This is a genomic window from Candidatus Poribacteria bacterium, from assembly GCA_026702755.1.
Lineage (GTDB): Bacteria > Poribacteria > WGA-4E > WGA-4E > WGA-3G > WGA-3G.
Genome location: JAPPBX010000118.1, coordinates 22,168 through 37,884 on the forward strand (window position 1 = coordinate 22,168; position 15,717 = coordinate 37,884).

Genomic DNA, 15,717 nt, shown 5'->3' on the forward strand with positions numbered 1-15,717 from the left:
CTGTAAAACGGAATAAAAATCAAGTCTAATTTTTTAATGCAGAGTGGGCATCCCGTGTAGATGCCCACATCTTGGAAACAGTGGGATTGGTAAAGAGATGAAAGAAGCACAATCCCTTCTTGTCCATTTGAACAACAGCAAAGCGCGAAATTGCCAGCAAACATCGAAAATTGCTAATTACCGCAATCTTTAGGTTTGGAAGCAAATTAATCGGCTTTAATGGTAGCCCAGGTCGTTGTGAGTTTCCCTAAAGGTTCAATATCAGTTGTTGCGCCTAATCCTTCAGTCATGAATGTTTCAATATCATCACCGGTCAACGCCGTATTGAAGATGGCAACATCGTCAATTGTCGCACTGAGAAACTCGCCCCACTGACCGTGCTGTCCAGTGGCTAAATAGATACCTATTAAAAGGGGTTTGTCAGTTAGCGGGTTCCTTCCTATGTTTGCTCCGGTTACACCAGACCCAATCTCATCAGCGTCCAGATATACAGCAAACGCTTCACCATCCCAAGTAACAGCAACATGATGCCAGTCTGTATCTGGTTCCCAATTGGCATCTACATAATGAAGGGTAGCCGCCGGGTCATGCGTGTGATGTCGGATTATATTCCCATCCCACCAAAATCCAGGAGCCCAATCATCTTTGGTCACAACACCCATGCCACCAGTAGGAGCCGCACCTAATTTAAACCAAAGGGCAATCGTGTGCCCGCCGCCAACGTTTAAAGAATTATCGTGCGCAATTTCGAGGTAATCATCCGAGCCGTCGAGACTCAAACCCTTGCCAAACATGCCATCAACCCATGTTGCCCCACCGTGGATTGTGGCGTTATTGCCCCTTCCAGAGTAATCTTCAACGACATCACCGCTCCCCTCATTAAAGAGCCACATCCCGACGCAAGTTTCAAGGTCAATTTCAGCAGAACTGATACCTACAAACATCAGACTCATAACCGTGAAACTAACACATAATAACCTTGCAACCGTAACTTTCATTTTTTATTTTCTCCTTTATCATTCTCAAAGTGATATTCAGTGAATTATCAACTGGCTATAGTTTACAATATACGTAAAAACATCAAAATCGCTACAACAGACTTAAAACTAAATGTCTCTCTCTGGCGCGTCCCCCCAATCCGGAATTGGGAGCAATTCGCCATCTCGTAACGCCGATTCATGTGCGACGAATCCGGGTGCACAGTACCGAACGGCTTCCCAAACATTGACGCGCGGTAATCGTTGACGATTGACAGAATCCACAAACTCATGCACGAGATAGGCATGAGAACCGCCATGTCCGCCGAGATCTGCCGCGAGTGCCTCAGGTAAGTGTTCGTGCGTTTGCGAAGGCTGGACAATCTCCCTTTCATTTTTACCTGCCCAAACACACCCCGCAAGGCTCTGCTCGTAACTCCCTTCTGTGCCATATATCCCGCTGACCCGTTCAGATCCGGGGTGTCCAATCCGTCGGAATTCACAGATTTGCATTGTCGCCCCATTGCTCATTGTGAAAAGCCCGACTTCATTGGAGAACGGGTTTTTGTGAATAGTATCTTCCCGAAACCAGTCGTCATTTGGATAGATATATCCTTGTGCGGAAACCGATGTTGCATGCGCCTTCATTACAGAAATAGGAAAACAGGTTGAATGCGTTGGATAGTACATCGGAATACCGCCACTCTTGTCGCGACCCCACTGTGTACCCCACCGATTTTTCGCCACATCGTAAAGTCCATGGTCCATATCGTGAAAATACTCGGCACGACAATGGACAAATTCTCCGAACGCGCCCTCCGCTGCTTTCTGGCGACAGAAGGCAGTTTCCGGACGGAAATAACTCGTCTCACCGTTCATATAGATCATCCCGGTCCGTTCAACCGTCCTGACGAGCTGCTCGCATTCATCCAGTGATGCAGCGGCAGGGACAGCCGTATAAACGTGCTTTCCCGCTTCCATCGCTTGAATTGCCTGCGGTGCGTGCATCCAGTGCTGGGTGATAATCACGAGGGCATCTAAATCCGATTTGCAGATATCATCAAGACTTGTGTAGGTCTCAGAAATCTCAAATTGCTCTGCCCATTTTGTGAGGCGGTCTTCGCGTAAATCACACAACGCAAGCCGATGTACATCCGGATGTGCCTTATACGATTGGATAAACGAGGGTCCGAACATCCCTAAGCCTACCATCCCGACACTGATACTCATCCGTCTTTTTCTCCTTCGTGCTTATAAGGATTAAGGTGCGCAAGTTCTGTTATGGGAAAATAGCATGTATTCGGAATCCTGTCAAGTAATTTTTCAAGATATTTGTTGACAAAACCCCGAACAGTCTTATAATAATATAGAAAATCGCTGTAGGGTGTTACGAGCAAGCGCAAATTTCAACTGCGAGTCTTCCCTATAGGCGAAATCAAACTTCATCTATTGGAAGGAAGAATAAAATGGCATTAAAAGTTGGCGTTGTCGGCATGAGTGGCATTGGGAATAATCACGCAAATTGCCATGCGAATGACGACTTAGCGGAACTGGTTGCGGTGTGCGATATTGTGAAAGAGCGTGCGGACAGCGCGGCGGAACGTCTTGGTGTAAAGGCATATTATAGCGTCGCTGATATGATCGACGGCGAACCCGATCTGGACATCGTTGATGTCGGTACTGGCGGGAATGAGAACGGAAGTTGGCACTATGAACCGACGATGGAAGCTCTCGATAACGGGAAGCACGTGCTCGTCGAGAAACCGATTTCTAACGACATCGGGCAAGCACGGGAGATGGTAGCAAAAGCCACGGAAGAAGATCTCTATCTCGGCTGTAATCTGAACCACTATTTCACACCGCCCGCGGAGCAAGCGAAGAAATATATCGACGAGGGACATATCGGGGAGCAGGTTTATTGTCTTCACAAAATGGGGTTTGCTGGCGGTGAATTTAACTACAGCTACTCAAAAGCTCCACGTTCTGATGGGTTTCCCTACTTCCATGTGAAAGCCTTCCTGGCACACCCGTTCAGTGTAATGCGCCATTTCTGCGGTGATGTGACGCACGTTCAAGCCTTTATGAACCGTCCTCATTTTAGACGCGGTGCTGGAGATGTGATGGTCTCCATTAACAGTATACACCTTCGTTTTGAGAACGGGTGTATCGGTTACCTGTTGAGCCAACGTGGTGATGCTACGTTCGGTCTCGGTGGTTGGTGGAGCGTCGAACTTGCAGGTACACGTGGTACCTTCTGCATTGAAAACTGTATCGAGAAGGTCACCTATTGGTCTTCCCCGGGTGCCCCTGATTTCTCTGGTGAGCCTATTGTTACCGAGTCCGGCATCAGTGACTTCGGTCAAACCTTCCCACTGAGAATTCATGCGTTTTTAGAAGACATCACGAATGGTGTACCGAAAGAGCAGCTGCGTGCCTCCGGTAGAGATGCCCTCGCCACGCTTGAATACACTTGGGCAGCGATGGAGTCTTATGAACAGGGTGGTATCGTAGTCCGTCCGCATCCACTTCCGCCGTTAAAAGGGTAATTGCAGAGAAAGCAACGCAATATCCATCCCTACAAAAGGAGAATTACATTTGAAATTAGGAGCAAATTCGGTGCTGTTCGGCGGTTACGACATGGAAACCGCCTTCAAGCACATCGCTATGGCTGGTTACGATGGCATTGAACTCTCAGCGATTGACGGGATGAGCCAACACCTCGTCCTTGCAAACTGGCAAGAACTCGCTAACGACATTAAGGGTTTCGCAAAAACGTACGAAGTGGAGTTGTTAGCAATGGAGCAGCCCTCACGCGACCCAGAAAGAATGGAGCTTGCATTTCAAGCGGCAGCTGAGATAGGTGTCCCGATTATCAACTGCGGTCCCGGTGGAGCATCCGACGATGAATCTGCGTGGCCCGAAGTGGTCGATTCATTGGGTAGTCTCTCTGAACGTGCGGAACACTATGGCGTGACGCTCTGTGTTAAGGCACATGTCGGTGCAAGCATCTATAATACACCGACGACGCTCCGCATCATGGAAGCGATTTCGTCGCCAGCGTTTGGAATTGATATGGACCCGTCTCATATCCATCGAGCGGATGAAAATCCTGTGGAGGCGATCGCTGCTGTGATTTCGCGCGTCAAACACGTGCATATCCGCGATTGCAAGGGAATGGAACGGGGTCCCGGTGTCCCTGAATTGCAGGCGAACGGACGCGGGAACATCGACCTCGTCGGTTATATTCGCGTCCTGCATGAAAACGGTTATACCGGTCCGTTGAACCTTGAAGTGATCGGTGCGAAAGAGTATAGTTTAGAACAGTGCTGCACGATTGCTGCAGAGTCGCGTGGACACATGCAAGCGTGTCTGCAAGCGTGCGGTGCACGTTAATTCACGAATTTAGTAGGCGGGTTAGCAGCCTGCCTACTCGCAAAACTTTCTGGTCGTATACTAAAGTGCCTGCGATATGAACGATCCACTATGAACCTGTGGTAAAAGCAACGCTATTTTTTGTAAGTGGCAACCTGGGTTAAATATAAAATATAAAAGGAAGGAGAAAAGCGATGAAAGGTAGAGGATTGTTGACCATGCTTCTAATGTGCATCGTTTGCTTGGGTTGTGGATCTGAGAAAACTTCGGTGAAGGTTTCGGAGGAAGCTAAGGACTACAACAGTCGTGGGTTGGCAAAGGCAAAAAGCGGTGAATACATGGAGGCAATTGAGATGTATAATGCAGCCATCCGATTGGCTCCTAATTACGCAGCTGCCTACAACAATCGGGGAGTCGCAAAGAAAAGGCTCGGTGGATACCAAGGTGCAATCGCCGACTATGACGCTGCGATACGTTTGGATCCGAGCTTGGGGACACCTTACAACAACCGTGGGATTGTAAAGAAAAACCTTGGAGAATATAAGGAAGCGATCGCCGACTATGATACCGCTATTCGCCTGAAACCGAATTACGTAAACGCCCATTACAATCGCGGGGCTGCGAAGGCAAAACTCAATCAACACGAAGCGGCAATCACGGACTATGATACCGCCATTCGACTCAATCCTAAGTATACCAAAGCCTACTTCAGTCGGGGCGTATCTAAAGCAGATCTTGGTGAATACGAAGCAGCGATTGCGGATTACAATACCACTATTCAGATGAACTCGGGTGCTGCAACTGCCTACTACAACCGAGGAAACATCAAGAGTAAACTGGGTCAACATAAAGCGGCGATCACAGATTATGACACTGCCATTGAACTTGCCCGTAAGAATGATGGTGCTGTTGCATACTTCAATCGTGCGATAGCAAAAGCAGATATCGGTGAATACGAAGCAGCAACTGTTGACTATGATACCGCCATTCGGCTGGACCCGCATGATGCAGGTGCGTACTTCGGTCGCGGATTGGCGAAGAGTGCTCTTAACAAGACTTCAGAAGCGAAACAGGATTTCCAAACCGCCTTGAAATTCGCAACACAGGCGAACAATGCAGAACTAAAAGATGATATTGAAGATTTTTTAGGTCAAGGTGACTCAAATTCCAAAGGGGCACAAGTAGATATAGAACTGAAAGATGATGTTGAGGACTTTCTACGCCAATTTACAGTAAAATCGGAAACTATGTGAACACTTTGAGAAGTTACCCGCCTTCTCCGTTATCAGAACTGAAGTTGGATTTCTGATAAGGGAATGCCACTGTTAAACATCTGTACCGGTGGAATTTCCTCCTCTATTTCTGCCAATCCGCATAGCCAGTTCCATGTCAATTCACCCCTGCGCCGGTCGCGATAGGATTCTATTTCCGTTACGTATGGGTGCCTTCCTTGGTGTTGGTAAGGTGGAATTTCATCGGAATCCCGTACCCAATCCCGTTTGGGCACCGTGGTACGGAAGTAGGAAAATTTAATCATCCCCCGTTTATCGTCATTGAGTTTTGGACCCGCTTTATGCCAAATGCCATAACGGGTCATCGCGACGGTGCCTGCTGGAACGGTGAGTGAGAGTTGTCCGAGAATATCGCCGTAGTGAGCGATCGCCTCTCTATCCACGAGTCGATGATGGGAACCCGGCAATATCATTGTCGGTCCATCTTCAATTTTCACCTCTTTGGGGTAGTAATAACATTGGAGATGTGTGATCCCGTATCCGTATTCGGTGATCCCGTCGGAGTGCCACGTTTGCCCGCGGTGTGCGGCTTCAAAAAGATGATGATGTGCGCTCGTGGGCACGAGAAAATTCTCGCCCAGCAGTGAACGGACTACACCAGCCACTTCTGGGTGTAGTAGGACGTTCCGGCGGAATTCATCTGTAAGAACGAAGTCGTTGAGATGTCCACCCTGTACCGATTCACACTCCCGATTGAAGTCGACATCAATAATGTTTTCCAATGTGATATAGCCGTTATGGATAAACTGCATGACATCGTGATCATTTAGCGTTGGTTCAATGTTAATCATCGCGTTTTTCCTTTATACAAGCTTTTCCAAAATGAACTCATAAGTAAGATAGGCGTTGTCAACATCCGTAAAGTTGTAGAGTTCAGGACGTGGAAATTGGACAATCCTCCATCCGTCGTTAACCGCATCAAGTACTGATGCATAGGGTGCATCTTGGGACGGTAGAACAGGTTCATCGGGTGCGGTTGCGTCGTACAGTGCCCACCCGCCAAGCGGTGAGCGTAGATTCGTTGATTTAGAATAGAGATAGAGAATCAGTTGATTTTCCGAATTCAAGACTGCAGTTACACGGTGTAGGTCAGCCTCGGTCAACTCGCCCATATTAAGTTTTTCGATACAATCGTCAAGCCATTCTTTTATCGCTGATTTCACACGAGTTTCCCCCTTCATTACGATTATTATCATTGTAGCAAAAAAACGAAAAATATGGTATAATAGTTGAAGAAAATTGACAATAATAGACTTTCGTGTTCAATTTTTTTAATGGATTTGATCGATTTTATAAGACGGGGACAGATAACAGATTACTCCACGATAACCCCCTGCGTTTTCTATTCTTGCTACATCTCTTGAGAAGGTCCTGATGCTCCAAAAATCGTATAGAGTTCTAACAAAGGTAAAGGAAGAATTAGGTTATGGCTAAGAAACGTCGGAAGAAAAGAAAAAGACGCGCGAACAAGTCTCCTGAATTCTATAACGCAACCGGACTTTCAAAAGCCTCGCGCGGTAGACACATTGAAGCAATTGAAGATTACGAGAAGGCGACCCAACTCAAACCAAATTATGCCGAGGCGTACTATAATCGCGGGATGTCAAACATTGCGTTAGAGGAATATGATGATGCGATTGAAGACTTCAATCAAGTTATCGAGTTAAATCCAGAGAACGCTAACGCCTACGTAGAGCGCGGCCATTCAAGAAACATGATCAGTGAAGAAATCGCCGCTATGGAGGACTGTAATACCGCTATCCGTCTAAAACCCGACTTAGCAGAAGCCTATCACGTCCGAGGCGATGTCCATTTTGATTTAGACGATCATGCGTCCGCTATTGAAGACCTTGACGAAGCGATACGTCTCCGACCCGATTACGCCGAGTTATACTATAAGCGCGGTTTTGTAAAGGGCACCATGGAGGACTATGAAGCCGCTATTGCTGACTTTGACGAAGCGATACGCTTAGAACCTACCAATGATGCTGCTCATCACATGCGTAAAATCGCCATGGAATCATTACAAGAAGACGTTCCAACTGTCATAGGTCCACATCCCACAAATCCGTTGGCCTCTGGTGAGATGCCGTTTGATTTCTCGAACTTGATTGAACTTGATGAAGAAGAAATAGAAGTATACGAGGCCGCCATTGAAACCGCTAATGAAGCGATACGTTCAAATCCCGAAAACATCGAAGCTTACTACAATCGGGCTGTCGCGCAAAACAATCTCGCCAATTTTGAGGATGCTGTCAGCGACTTTGACGAAGCGATACGCCAAAACCCAGAATTCGCTGAGGCTTACAACGGTAGAGCTTTCGCTAAGGATAAACTTGAACAAACTGAAGCCGCTATCGCAGACTATGACGAAGCAATTCGACTGAAACCAGACTATGCCGAGGCATACTTCAATCGAGGACTCATGAAATCTGAACTTGAACAATACGAAGCTGCGATTACAGATTATAATGAGGCAATTCGCCTCAAACCAGAGGAGGGGATATTCTACTTCACTCGAGGGCTGATAACCGCCACGCTTGTGGGAGACCCCAACAAAGATAACATTGAAGTATATAAAACTGTTATCGCTGATTATGATGAAGCAATTCGACTTGAGCCAGATTTCATGCCAGCTCATTTCAGTCGGGTTGCGACGAACGCGATGCTTGGTAGAGAGGATGCCACTGAAGCAGCCCTTGAACAGATGTTCCAATTTGAAAATCCTTTTACCGATATTTTTCAAAATCCTTTTATAGACACAGATGACACAGAAGATATAGATACAGATCTTATAGAAATTATAGATATAAAAGATATAGAAGAAGAGGAATAATCAACATTCTAACAGCATTATGTGGATGCGAAATTTGGTGGATATTTCGGGGAAATCGTGGCAAAATTACCAAAACTGAGATGTGAGTTTTAAGGCGTTGTTTTTCTACATGTTTCGAGTACACGCGTCTGCTCGATTTTTGAGTTTGCCGCCTTAATTGGCATAGGTGTACACTAAAACTGCCAAAGGAAAGGGTTATCATGAGACTGGAAGGAAAAGTTGCGATTGTCGCGGGTGCTGCTTGGGGTGGTATTGGGGCAGCGACTGCATATAGGTTCGCTTGTGAAGGTGCGAGAGTGGTTGTCAACACGCGCCGCCGCGAGCAGAAACTTGTTGAAACTGTAAACCGCATTCAAGATGCTGGCGGACAAGCAGTCGCTGTCATGGGAGATGTCGCTGATGAAACGACTTGGCAGACGCTCGTCAAAACTGCCTTGTCGAACTATGGTAAGATAACAACCCTTGTCCATAACGCTGCCCACTCCTACACCAAAAAAGCGATTGAATTCACGCACGAAGAGTGGAATGAGAGCCTTGGTGTGACGCTGGGCGGGCCGTGGCTCGGCGCAAAGTATTGTATTCCAGAAATGATTCGTAACGGTGGGGGTGCTTTGGTCTTCATCTCTACGGTCAACGCCACAATTACAAATCCGGGATTTGGACTTTATGGCGCAGGAAAAGGGGGGTTGAACGCTTTGACGCGTAGTATTGCGCTTGATTACGGCAGAGAGGGTATCCGAGCGAATGCTATCGCTCCTGGACAGATTGTCGGTGAACGCGGTGAAGCCTCTCTCGCTGAGGATACACTGGAGGAACAAGCCTCTCGTGATTGCTATCCGATTGGACGCTACGGGAAACCCGAAGACATTGCTAACGCTGCGCTTTTCTTGGCATCTGATGAGGCGGACTTCGTTACGGGCATCGTCTTGACTGCCGATGGTGGCTTAACCCTTCAGTCGCCAGAAGCACTCGTGCGCCCATCTTTCCGTCTCCGTTGGAGAGACGATATTCTCGTTCCGCAATCGAAAAAGGATACGTAGGACAATTTTATAAAAGTAGGCACCCGTGCCTATGCTTTTTCAGGAGATACGAAATGTGTGGACGATTTACGCTTGCAAGCGATACTGAAGCACTAAGTCAAACTTTCTTCAACTTTGACGTACCGGTGAACTTGTCCCCGCGCTACAATATTTCACCGACACAAGATATAGCTGTTATTGCAAATACATCGACTGATACAGTGGAATCCGTAGATGCGAAACAGGTAGAATTTTTTCATTGGGGACTCATTCCGTTTTGGGCGAAAGATCCGAAGATTGGAAACAGAATGATTAACGCCCGTTCGGAAACGCTTTCGGAAAAACCCTCCTTCCGAAATGCCTACAAACATAGGAGATGTCTCATCTTAGCCGATGGCTACTACGAATGGCAAAAGATACCCGGTGATAGGTTCAAACAACCGGTCTATATCCGTCTTAAATCGCAGAAGCCGTTCGCGCTCGCGGGGTTGTGGGAAACATGGCAGTCGAAGGAAATGGATGAACCGCTCCGTTCCTGCACTATTATTACATGTCCACCGAACGCTTTGTTAGAAAAAATTCACCATAGGATGCCTGTGATTCTGCCACAAGATGCTTATGCGGAGTGGCTTGTATCAGATGAACAATCAGCGGATTCGCTTCAACGCCTCCTTATCCCCTATTCTGATGAGGAGATGGAGGCATATCCGGTATCAAGGTTTGTCAACCGTCCTACAAACGATTCGCCTGAATGCATCGCGCCATTCGAGGCTACACAGTCCTTGAACTGAATGGCTATGAAACCGGCAGAGCGTCCCTAACGCTTGTGCCGAGATAGGAAAGGAATTATGTCAAAACCGAGCAAAGAGCAGATGCTCTTCATGTATCGTAAAATGTTAGAGATTCGTCAATTTGAAGAAGCCGCTGGGACGCTTTATCAAAGTGGTCAACTTCCTGGTTTTCTTCATCTCTATATTGGTGAGGAAGCCACAGCCGTCGGCGTTTGTGCGCATTTGGAAGACGATGATTACATCACCAGCACACATCGCGGTCACGGTCATCTCATCGCAAAGGGTGGCAAACGCGATCGGATGATGGCGGAGTTGTTCGCACGCACGACCGGCTATTGTAAAGGGAAAGGCGGTTCGATGCACATTGCCGATAAAGAGACCGGTATTTTGGGTGCCAACGGTGTTGTCGGTGCGGGCATTCCACTCGCTGCGGGTGCAGCACTCTCCGCGAAACTCCGCGGCACGAAGCAGGTCGCAGTGTCCTTCTTTGGCGATGGCGCAACGAATCAAGGCGTATTCCATGAAACACTTAATCTCGCGGCTGTTTGGGAACTACCTGTCGTTTTTGTCTGTGAAAACAATCGGTTCGGTATGGGAACGCCACAACGAGAGCATCAGCGGGTAGAGGATATAGCTGCTGTTCGCGCACCGGCTTACGACATGCCCGGTCTTACCGTTGATGGGAACGATGTGCTCAAGGTCTACGCCGCGGCAGACGAAGCTGTGGCACGGGCACGTGACGGAGGCGGTCCAACGCTCCTTAACTGTGACACCTATAGATTCCGAGGGCATCACATTGGTGATCCTGGTACATCCTATCGCGACCGTGAAGAGGTCCAAGAGCAGGAACGGCAACGGGATCCGATTCGGAGACTTGCTCAAGTTCTCACCGAAGAAGAGGGTGTGAGCGAAGGTGAACTTTCAGCACTGGAGACGGAACTCGCAAACGAACTTGAGGAGGCACTTGAATTCGCCAAGAATAGCCCTGAACCGCTTCCAGAAGACGCTTTGGATGATGTATATGCTGGCTCCGTTCAGCCGTGATTACGATACTCTAATTGGATTTATAGTAAAGTAAACGTTGCGTTTGCGGGCATCCACAAGGGGTGCCCCTACAAAATGTGTTTTATTTTGAGGTTTTACTATAGATTCGCAGGCGAGGTTCGCAACCTCGCCTGACTTCAAAACACCTAAATAGTCAGGGGTTTTTAAACATGCAAAACGCAACGACAACAGGCGGAATGTCTCCATCAGAACTCGCAGAATGCAGGGAAAACCTCAAACGCCAGTGGGAAAATCGTCGGGTTGACAAAGCATTAATCCAACGAGCGTGGGAGACCGCGCGTCGCCTCGCCACTGTCCTTTATCGAGACTTTGGTGCGACTAAAGTTGCCGTCTTCGGCTCTCTCACTGAACCGGAACGGTTCACCCAAAACTCAGATATTGATATCGTTGTTTGGGGGGTCTCATATAACAAATGCTTGGACGCGCTCTGGAAAACAAAAGGCTTGAATCCTGAGTTTAAGATAGATATTATCAATTTTAAATCCGTTAACCGTTTATTCCGTGAGCGGATTCTAAACCAAGCCATCCCTATTGATAAAGCAGGAACAGACATTATCACACTGGTGAACGCATCGGACCCAGGAAACGGAGAAACTTACATAGTGAATCGGAATAAACTCATTCAACGCATCGCTGATGAACGCACAAAAATAGAACGAACTGTCCGAGGCATCGCGAATGCATTACAAGATATTGAAATCATTGCCGCTAATCACAAAAAATATGTAGAAAAGACAATCGCTTCTGATCTCGCTGAAGTTTACAGCGGCATTGAGAGAATTTTTGAGCGAATTGCCCGTGAGGTAGATAGGCAAATACCGAAAGGGAGTCGCTGGCATAACGATCTACTTGAACAAATGGCAGAACGGCGACCAGAACGCCCGCCCGTAATTTCCCCAAACACTTTACCGAGATTAAAAGAACTTTTAGACTTCCGACACAAAGTCAATAACATTTATCGCGATGAGTTGATTTACGAAAAAGCCGAAGAACATGCCAAACCGATTGGGGATCTATTTGCAACCGTTTCTAAAGAACTGGATACGTTGATCACTTTTTTGAACGAAATCTAAGACGCTCATGAAAGAAGACGAACGCCCGAAATCGCACGGGGTGACATGGAAATCTATTGTCATTACGCTCGTTCTGATTCCATTTAATTTCTACTGGATCATTGCGGGCGAAGTCGGACTTGTCGGTTACGCCCTGAATACTTACGCCGTGCCGTTTTACAATGTTGTCTTTGTTGTTTTTGCCTTTACCCTTCTCAATATTGCGACTCGCCGCCGATTATTCACCGACGCGGAACTCCTCACAATATACATTCTGCTCAGCGTGGCATGTGCTTTCCCCTCCATTACGTTGATGACGATCCTCGTCACGACCATCGGGCACGCCTTCTGGTTCGCAACCCCCGAAAATGAATGGAAACAACTCTTCTGGGATTACCTTCCGAAGTGGCTCCTTGTGGACGACCCAAAAGCGTTGGCAGGATATTATACAGGTGAATCTAATCTTTCCACACTGGATATCCTTGGTGCATGGATAGTGCCAATTTTGTCTTGGGCAGCGTTTATGACGGTCTTGGTCCTCGTGATGTTGTGTATTAATGTCATCTTGCGGAAACAGTGGGTAGAACGCGAACGGCTCGCCTATCCGATAACACAGATTGCATTTCACGTTACGCATAACACGAAATCGCTGTTTTCACACCGTATCACATGGCTCGGATTTGGGATCGCGGCATCTATTGCGATTCTCAACGGTTTCAGTTTTCTGTATCCGACGCTGCCTACCTTACCCATCAAGCGCATCGGTGGTTGGCGTGGGTTTGGACATCTGTTCACAGAGAAACCTTGGAACGCCATCGGTGGTGTCAGCATGTCCTACTACCCGTTCGTTATTGGGCTTGGGCTGTTGATGCCGCTCGATCTTTCGTTCTCCAGTTGGTTTTTCTTTATTTTTTACAAGGCGCAGTTAGTCCTTGCGAGTGCTGCTGGGTTATCCAGTCTACCCGGATTCCCATACATTGATCGGCAGTGCTTCGGTGCTGCCATAGGAATTTTCATCTCTGTTTTTGTACTGAATCTACGCCATTTTCGTGGTGTGTTTCGCATCGCGCGTCGCAACACAGGCGAAGATGCCGATGAACCGATTCCGTATAGGTTTGCGCTCTGGGGCATCGTCGGAGGGCTTATCTTTCTTTTCATTTTTTCAAGACGTATCGGAATGTCTTTCTGGCTGATTCCACTCTTTTTCGCAATCTATTTCATCATCGTCTTAGTGCTCACACGGATGCGTGCAGAACAAGGGTTTCCCGTGCATGCGATGGAAAATATGCCGAATCATCATATCCTTGTCGACAGTTTCGGCACACGGATGCTTGGCACGAATAACCTCATTGCGCTGACGCTCTACCGCTGGTTCAATCGGAGTTATACAAGCAACCCGATGCCGCATCAGTTAGAAGGTTTCAAACTCGCGGAACGTTCCGGGATCGCACCGCGGCGGTTGTTTTTCGCACTATTAGGGATTTCGGCATTCGCTGCTGTGATGGTATTCGGTGTTATCCTCTACCTCTTTTATACCTATGGCGCATTGAATATGAGCGGGAGCAGTAGTTGGTCGACAGGTTTCGGTGGACGTGTCTTCAATGGACTCCAGCGTTGGATCTACTACCCTACGGAACCGAATTTCTATGCCACTGGCGGTATTGTGTTCGGTTTACTTTTTTCGACGCTCCTGATGTTTATGCGGGCGCGTTTTTTCTGGTGGCCCTTCCATCCGATCGGATTTGTCGTTTCCAGCGACTGGGGTATGCGGTATTTGTGGAGCTGTATGCTGGTAAGTTCGATTATCAAGTGGAGCGTCTTGAAGATTGGCGGACCGCGGGCATCGCAGCAGTTGGTGATGTTTGCGATTGGGTTGATGTTAGGTGATTTTACCGTGGGTGGTATCTGGAGCCTCGTCAGTGTTGTGACACAGCAGCCGATGTATAATTTTTGGCCGTAGTCGAAAGCGTGTTCTTCAGGTATTTTAATTTGAGAAACTGCTAAAAATATGCTATAATTTTATACCATTAGTAATCCCTGACTCAAAAAAGATATCACGGAAAAGGAGTTAGACTTATGGGACATTCAAATACTTTTCCACTCCCTTCTGCACCGACAGAAACAGCGGATCTATATCCTGAATCGGATGGCAAACCTATGGCTGAAACTGAACGCCATTTTAGAGAGCTCCTAAAGAATTTTAATCGCATCGAAAACCATTTCGCACACATCCCGGATGTTTATGTCCTCGGGGATATGATGATGTATTATGAAGAGGGAAACCCCCGTAAATCCATTTCGCCCGATATTTTTGTTGCCTTCGGTATCGGTAAGAAGGAACGCCGTATCTATAAGATATGGGAGGAGGGCAAACCTCCGGACTTCATATTAGAGTTCGCCAGCAAAGGGACCTATCGCAATGACCTGACGAGAAAGGTGCAGCTCTATGCGGAGATCGGCATCCCTGAATACTTCGTTTACGATGTTGATAGGCGTTATTTACCTGCCCCTTTGCTCGGATTTCGTCTCATCGGAGACGATTATGTTGAAATAGCGTCTCTCGCTACTGGTGGACTTCCGTCTGTGACGCTTGGTTTAGAGTTTCATGCTCTTGATGATAGTTTAGGAATTTACGATCCTGAGGCAGAAGCGTGGCTAAAAACGTCTGCTGAACGTGCCGAGGACGCAGAAGAACGCGCCAATCAGGAAGCCGATGCTCGGCACAAAGCAGAGGCTGAAGTTTCCCGGCTCCAAGCAGAATTGGAACGCTTGAAAGCGCGCTTGTGATACGATTAAAGATGGGCAAAAAAGAAAATCAACCTCCGCAATTCGGTCTATGTTTTAATAAGGATGGATATGCGGCTTCTCTTGAGGTAGGGAAAGTATATCGTGTGATTTAAGATGACGAAGCAGAGGCTCATGGTTATATCCGCGTCATAGATGAAAGTGGCGAAGGTTATGCCTACACAGCCAACCGTTTTCACCTCATCCAACTGCCTATTGCTGTTGCAAGGGCATTGTTATCCGCCCTACGAGCATAGAACCCCGAAAAGCCCTAATAACTAAAAGGAGAAAATAGATGACAGAAACAATTCAAACCTTAATTGAACAACTGGAAAAACTAAAATCAAATAACGACTGGCAAGGAATTTATGAAAAATTTGATCCGATAGAGGAATTACACCAAAATGAATTAATCTGGAATAACCATAAGGTTTTAAATGAAATCGCGTATGCCTGTGCGAAACTGTCAGAAACTAGTAGTCTTTCAATGTTGAGTTTACGATAAAGTTGTTGACTTTTTGAGATTTCG

At 47.2% G+C, this 15,717-nt stretch carries 15 protein-coding genes and 1 pseudogene; 12 read left to right on the forward strand and 4 right to left on the reverse strand.

Annotated elements, in window-relative coordinates:
- Positions 1 to 206: 206 nt before the first annotated feature.
- Positions 207 to 998, reverse strand: coding sequence for a LamG domain-containing protein (locus OXH39_23630; GenBank protein ID MCY3553462.1), 792 nt, complete (start codon positions 996 to 998; stop codon positions 207 to 209).
- Positions 999 to 1,106: 108 nt separating this feature from the next.
- The gene (locus OXH39_23635) at positions 1,107 to 2,207 is read right to left on the reverse strand and encodes a Gfo/Idh/MocA family oxidoreductase (protein MCY3553463.1); all 1,101 of its coding nucleotides are present in this window, start codon (positions 2,205 to 2,207) and stop codon (positions 1,107 to 1,109) included.
- A gap of 236 nt (positions 2,208 to 2,443) precedes the next feature.
- Between OXH39_23635 and OXH39_23640 the strand changes: the two genes are divergently transcribed.
- From OXH39_23640 to OXH39_23650, 3 genes are all read left to right on the forward strand, one after another.
- On the forward strand, positions 2,444 to 3,523 hold the full coding sequence (locus OXH39_23640) for a Gfo/Idh/MocA family oxidoreductase (GenBank protein ID MCY3553464.1): 1,080 nt from the start codon (positions 2,444 to 2,446) through the stop codon (positions 3,521 to 3,523).
- A 49-nt stretch (positions 3,524 to 3,572) separates the two neighbouring features.
- Positions 3,573 to 4,370 (forward strand): sugar phosphate isomerase/epimerase, encoded by a 798-nt coding sequence (locus OXH39_23645; protein ID MCY3553465.1) that lies wholly within the window; start codon positions 3,573 to 3,575, stop codon positions 4,368 to 4,370.
- A gap of 173 nt (positions 4,371 to 4,543) precedes the next feature.
- Positions 4,544 to 5,602, forward strand: coding sequence for a tetratricopeptide repeat protein (locus OXH39_23650; protein MCY3553466.1), 1,059 nt, complete (start codon positions 4,544 to 4,546; stop codon positions 5,600 to 5,602).
- Positions 5,603 to 5,634: 32 nt separating this feature from the next.
- On the opposite strand, the gene OXH39_23655 is transcribed toward OXH39_23650, so the two are convergent.
- Entirely contained in the window at positions 5,635 to 6,432 is a 798-nt protein-coding gene (locus tag OXH39_23655; GenBank protein ID MCY3553467.1) for a phytanoyl-CoA dioxygenase family protein, read from the reverse strand.
- A gap of 12 nt (positions 6,433 to 6,444) precedes the next feature.
- Positions 6,445 to 6,804, reverse strand: a complete 360-nt coding sequence (locus tag OXH39_23660) for a hypothetical protein (GenBank protein MCY3553468.1) — start codon at positions 6,802 to 6,804, stop codon at positions 6,445 to 6,447.
- A gap of 263 nt (positions 6,805 to 7,067) precedes the next feature.
- Here OXH39_23660 and OXH39_23665 point away from each other — a divergent pair, with 263 nt between their 5' ends.
- The 9 genes and pseudogenes from OXH39_23665 (at position 7,068) to OXH39_23705 (ending at position 15,693) form a co-directional block, all read left to right on the forward strand.
- Positions 7,068 to 8,477, forward strand: a complete 1,410-nt coding sequence (locus OXH39_23665) for a tetratricopeptide repeat protein (GenBank protein MCY3553469.1) — start codon at positions 7,068 to 7,070, stop codon at positions 8,475 to 8,477.
- 200 nt (positions 8,478 to 8,677) lie between these two features.
- The gene (locus OXH39_23670) at positions 8,678 to 9,517 is read left to right on the forward strand and encodes an SDR family oxidoreductase (GenBank protein MCY3553470.1); all 840 of its coding nucleotides are present in this window, start codon (positions 8,678 to 8,680) and stop codon (positions 9,515 to 9,517) included.
- Positions 9,518 to 9,570: 53 nt separating this feature from the next.
- Positions 9,571 to 10,287, forward strand: a complete 717-nt coding sequence (locus OXH39_23675; GenBank protein MCY3553471.1) for an SOS response-associated peptidase — start codon at positions 9,571 to 9,573, stop codon at positions 10,285 to 10,287.
- Positions 10,288 to 10,344: 57 nt separating this feature from the next.
- On the forward strand, positions 10,345 to 11,331 hold the full coding sequence (gene pdhA / locus OXH39_23680) for a pyruvate dehydrogenase (acetyl-transferring) E1 component subunit alpha (protein MCY3553472.1): 987 nt from the start codon (positions 10,345 to 10,347) through the stop codon (positions 11,329 to 11,331).
- 170 nt (positions 11,332 to 11,501) lie between these two features.
- The gene (locus tag OXH39_23685; protein MCY3553473.1) at positions 11,502 to 12,425 is read left to right on the forward strand and encodes a hypothetical protein; all 924 of its coding nucleotides are present in this window, start codon (positions 11,502 to 11,504) and stop codon (positions 12,423 to 12,425) included.
- A gap of 7 nt (positions 12,426 to 12,432) precedes the next feature.
- A complete protein-coding gene (locus tag OXH39_23690; protein ID MCY3553474.1) occupies positions 12,433 to 14,364 on the forward strand; it encodes a hypothetical protein in 1,932 nt (643 codons plus the stop codon).
- Positions 14,365 to 14,480: 116 nt separating this feature from the next.
- Positions 14,481 to 15,191, forward strand: coding sequence for a Uma2 family endonuclease (locus OXH39_23695; GenBank protein ID MCY3553475.1), 711 nt, complete (start codon positions 14,481 to 14,483; stop codon positions 15,189 to 15,191).
- An 11-nt stretch (positions 15,192 to 15,202) separates the two neighbouring features.
- Positions 15,203 to 15,445, forward strand: a pseudogene (locus tag OXH39_23700) (hypothetical protein).
- Between the two features lie 38 nt (positions 15,446 to 15,483).
- Entirely contained in the window at positions 15,484 to 15,693 is a 210-nt protein-coding gene (locus OXH39_23705) for a hypothetical protein (GenBank protein ID MCY3553476.1), read from the forward strand.
- Positions 15,694 to 15,717 lie beyond the last annotated feature (24 nt).

Bases quoted from the DNA above. Each gene is read 5' to 3' on its own strand.
- OXH39_23630 (MCY3553462.1), bottom strand. From the start codon at position 998: ATGAAAGTTACGGTTGCAAGGTTATTATGTGTTAGTTTCACGGTTATG.
- OXH39_23635 (MCY3553463.1), bottom strand. From the start codon at position 2,207: ATGAGTATCAGTGTCGGGATGGTAGGCTTAGGGATGTTCGGACCCTCG.
- OXH39_23640 (MCY3553464.1), top strand. From the start codon at position 2,444: ATGGCATTAAAAGTTGGCGTTGTCGGCATGAGTGGCATTGGGAATAAT.
- OXH39_23650 (MCY3553466.1), top strand. From the start codon at position 4,544: ATGAAAGGTAGAGGATTGTTGACCATGCTTCTAATGTGCATCGTTTGC.
- OXH39_23655 (MCY3553467.1), bottom strand. From the start codon at position 6,432: ATGATTAACATTGAACCAACGCTAAATGATCACGATGTCATGCAGTTT.
- OXH39_23665 (MCY3553469.1), top strand. From the start codon at position 7,068: ATGGCTAAGAAACGTCGGAAGAAAAGAAAAAGACGCGCGAACAAGTCT.
- OXH39_23670 (MCY3553470.1), top strand. From the start codon at position 8,678: ATGAGACTGGAAGGAAAAGTTGCGATTGTCGCGGGTGCTGCTTGGGGT.
- OXH39_23675 (MCY3553471.1), top strand. From the start codon at position 9,571: ATGTGTGGACGATTTACGCTTGCAAGCGATACTGAAGCACTAAGTCAA.
- pdhA (MCY3553472.1), top strand. From the start codon at position 10,345: ATGTCAAAACCGAGCAAAGAGCAGATGCTCTTCATGTATCGTAAAATG.
- OXH39_23685 (MCY3553473.1), top strand. From the start codon at position 11,502: ATGCAAAACGCAACGACAACAGGCGGAATGTCTCCATCAGAACTCGCA.
- OXH39_23690 (MCY3553474.1), top strand. From the start codon at position 12,433: ATGAAAGAAGACGAACGCCCGAAATCGCACGGGGTGACATGGAAATCT.
- OXH39_23695 (MCY3553475.1), top strand. From the start codon at position 14,481: ATGGGACATTCAAATACTTTTCCACTCCCTTCTGCACCGACAGAAACA.
- OXH39_23705 (MCY3553476.1), top strand. From the start codon at position 15,484: ATGACAGAAACAATTCAAACCTTAATTGAACAACTGGAAAAACTAAAA.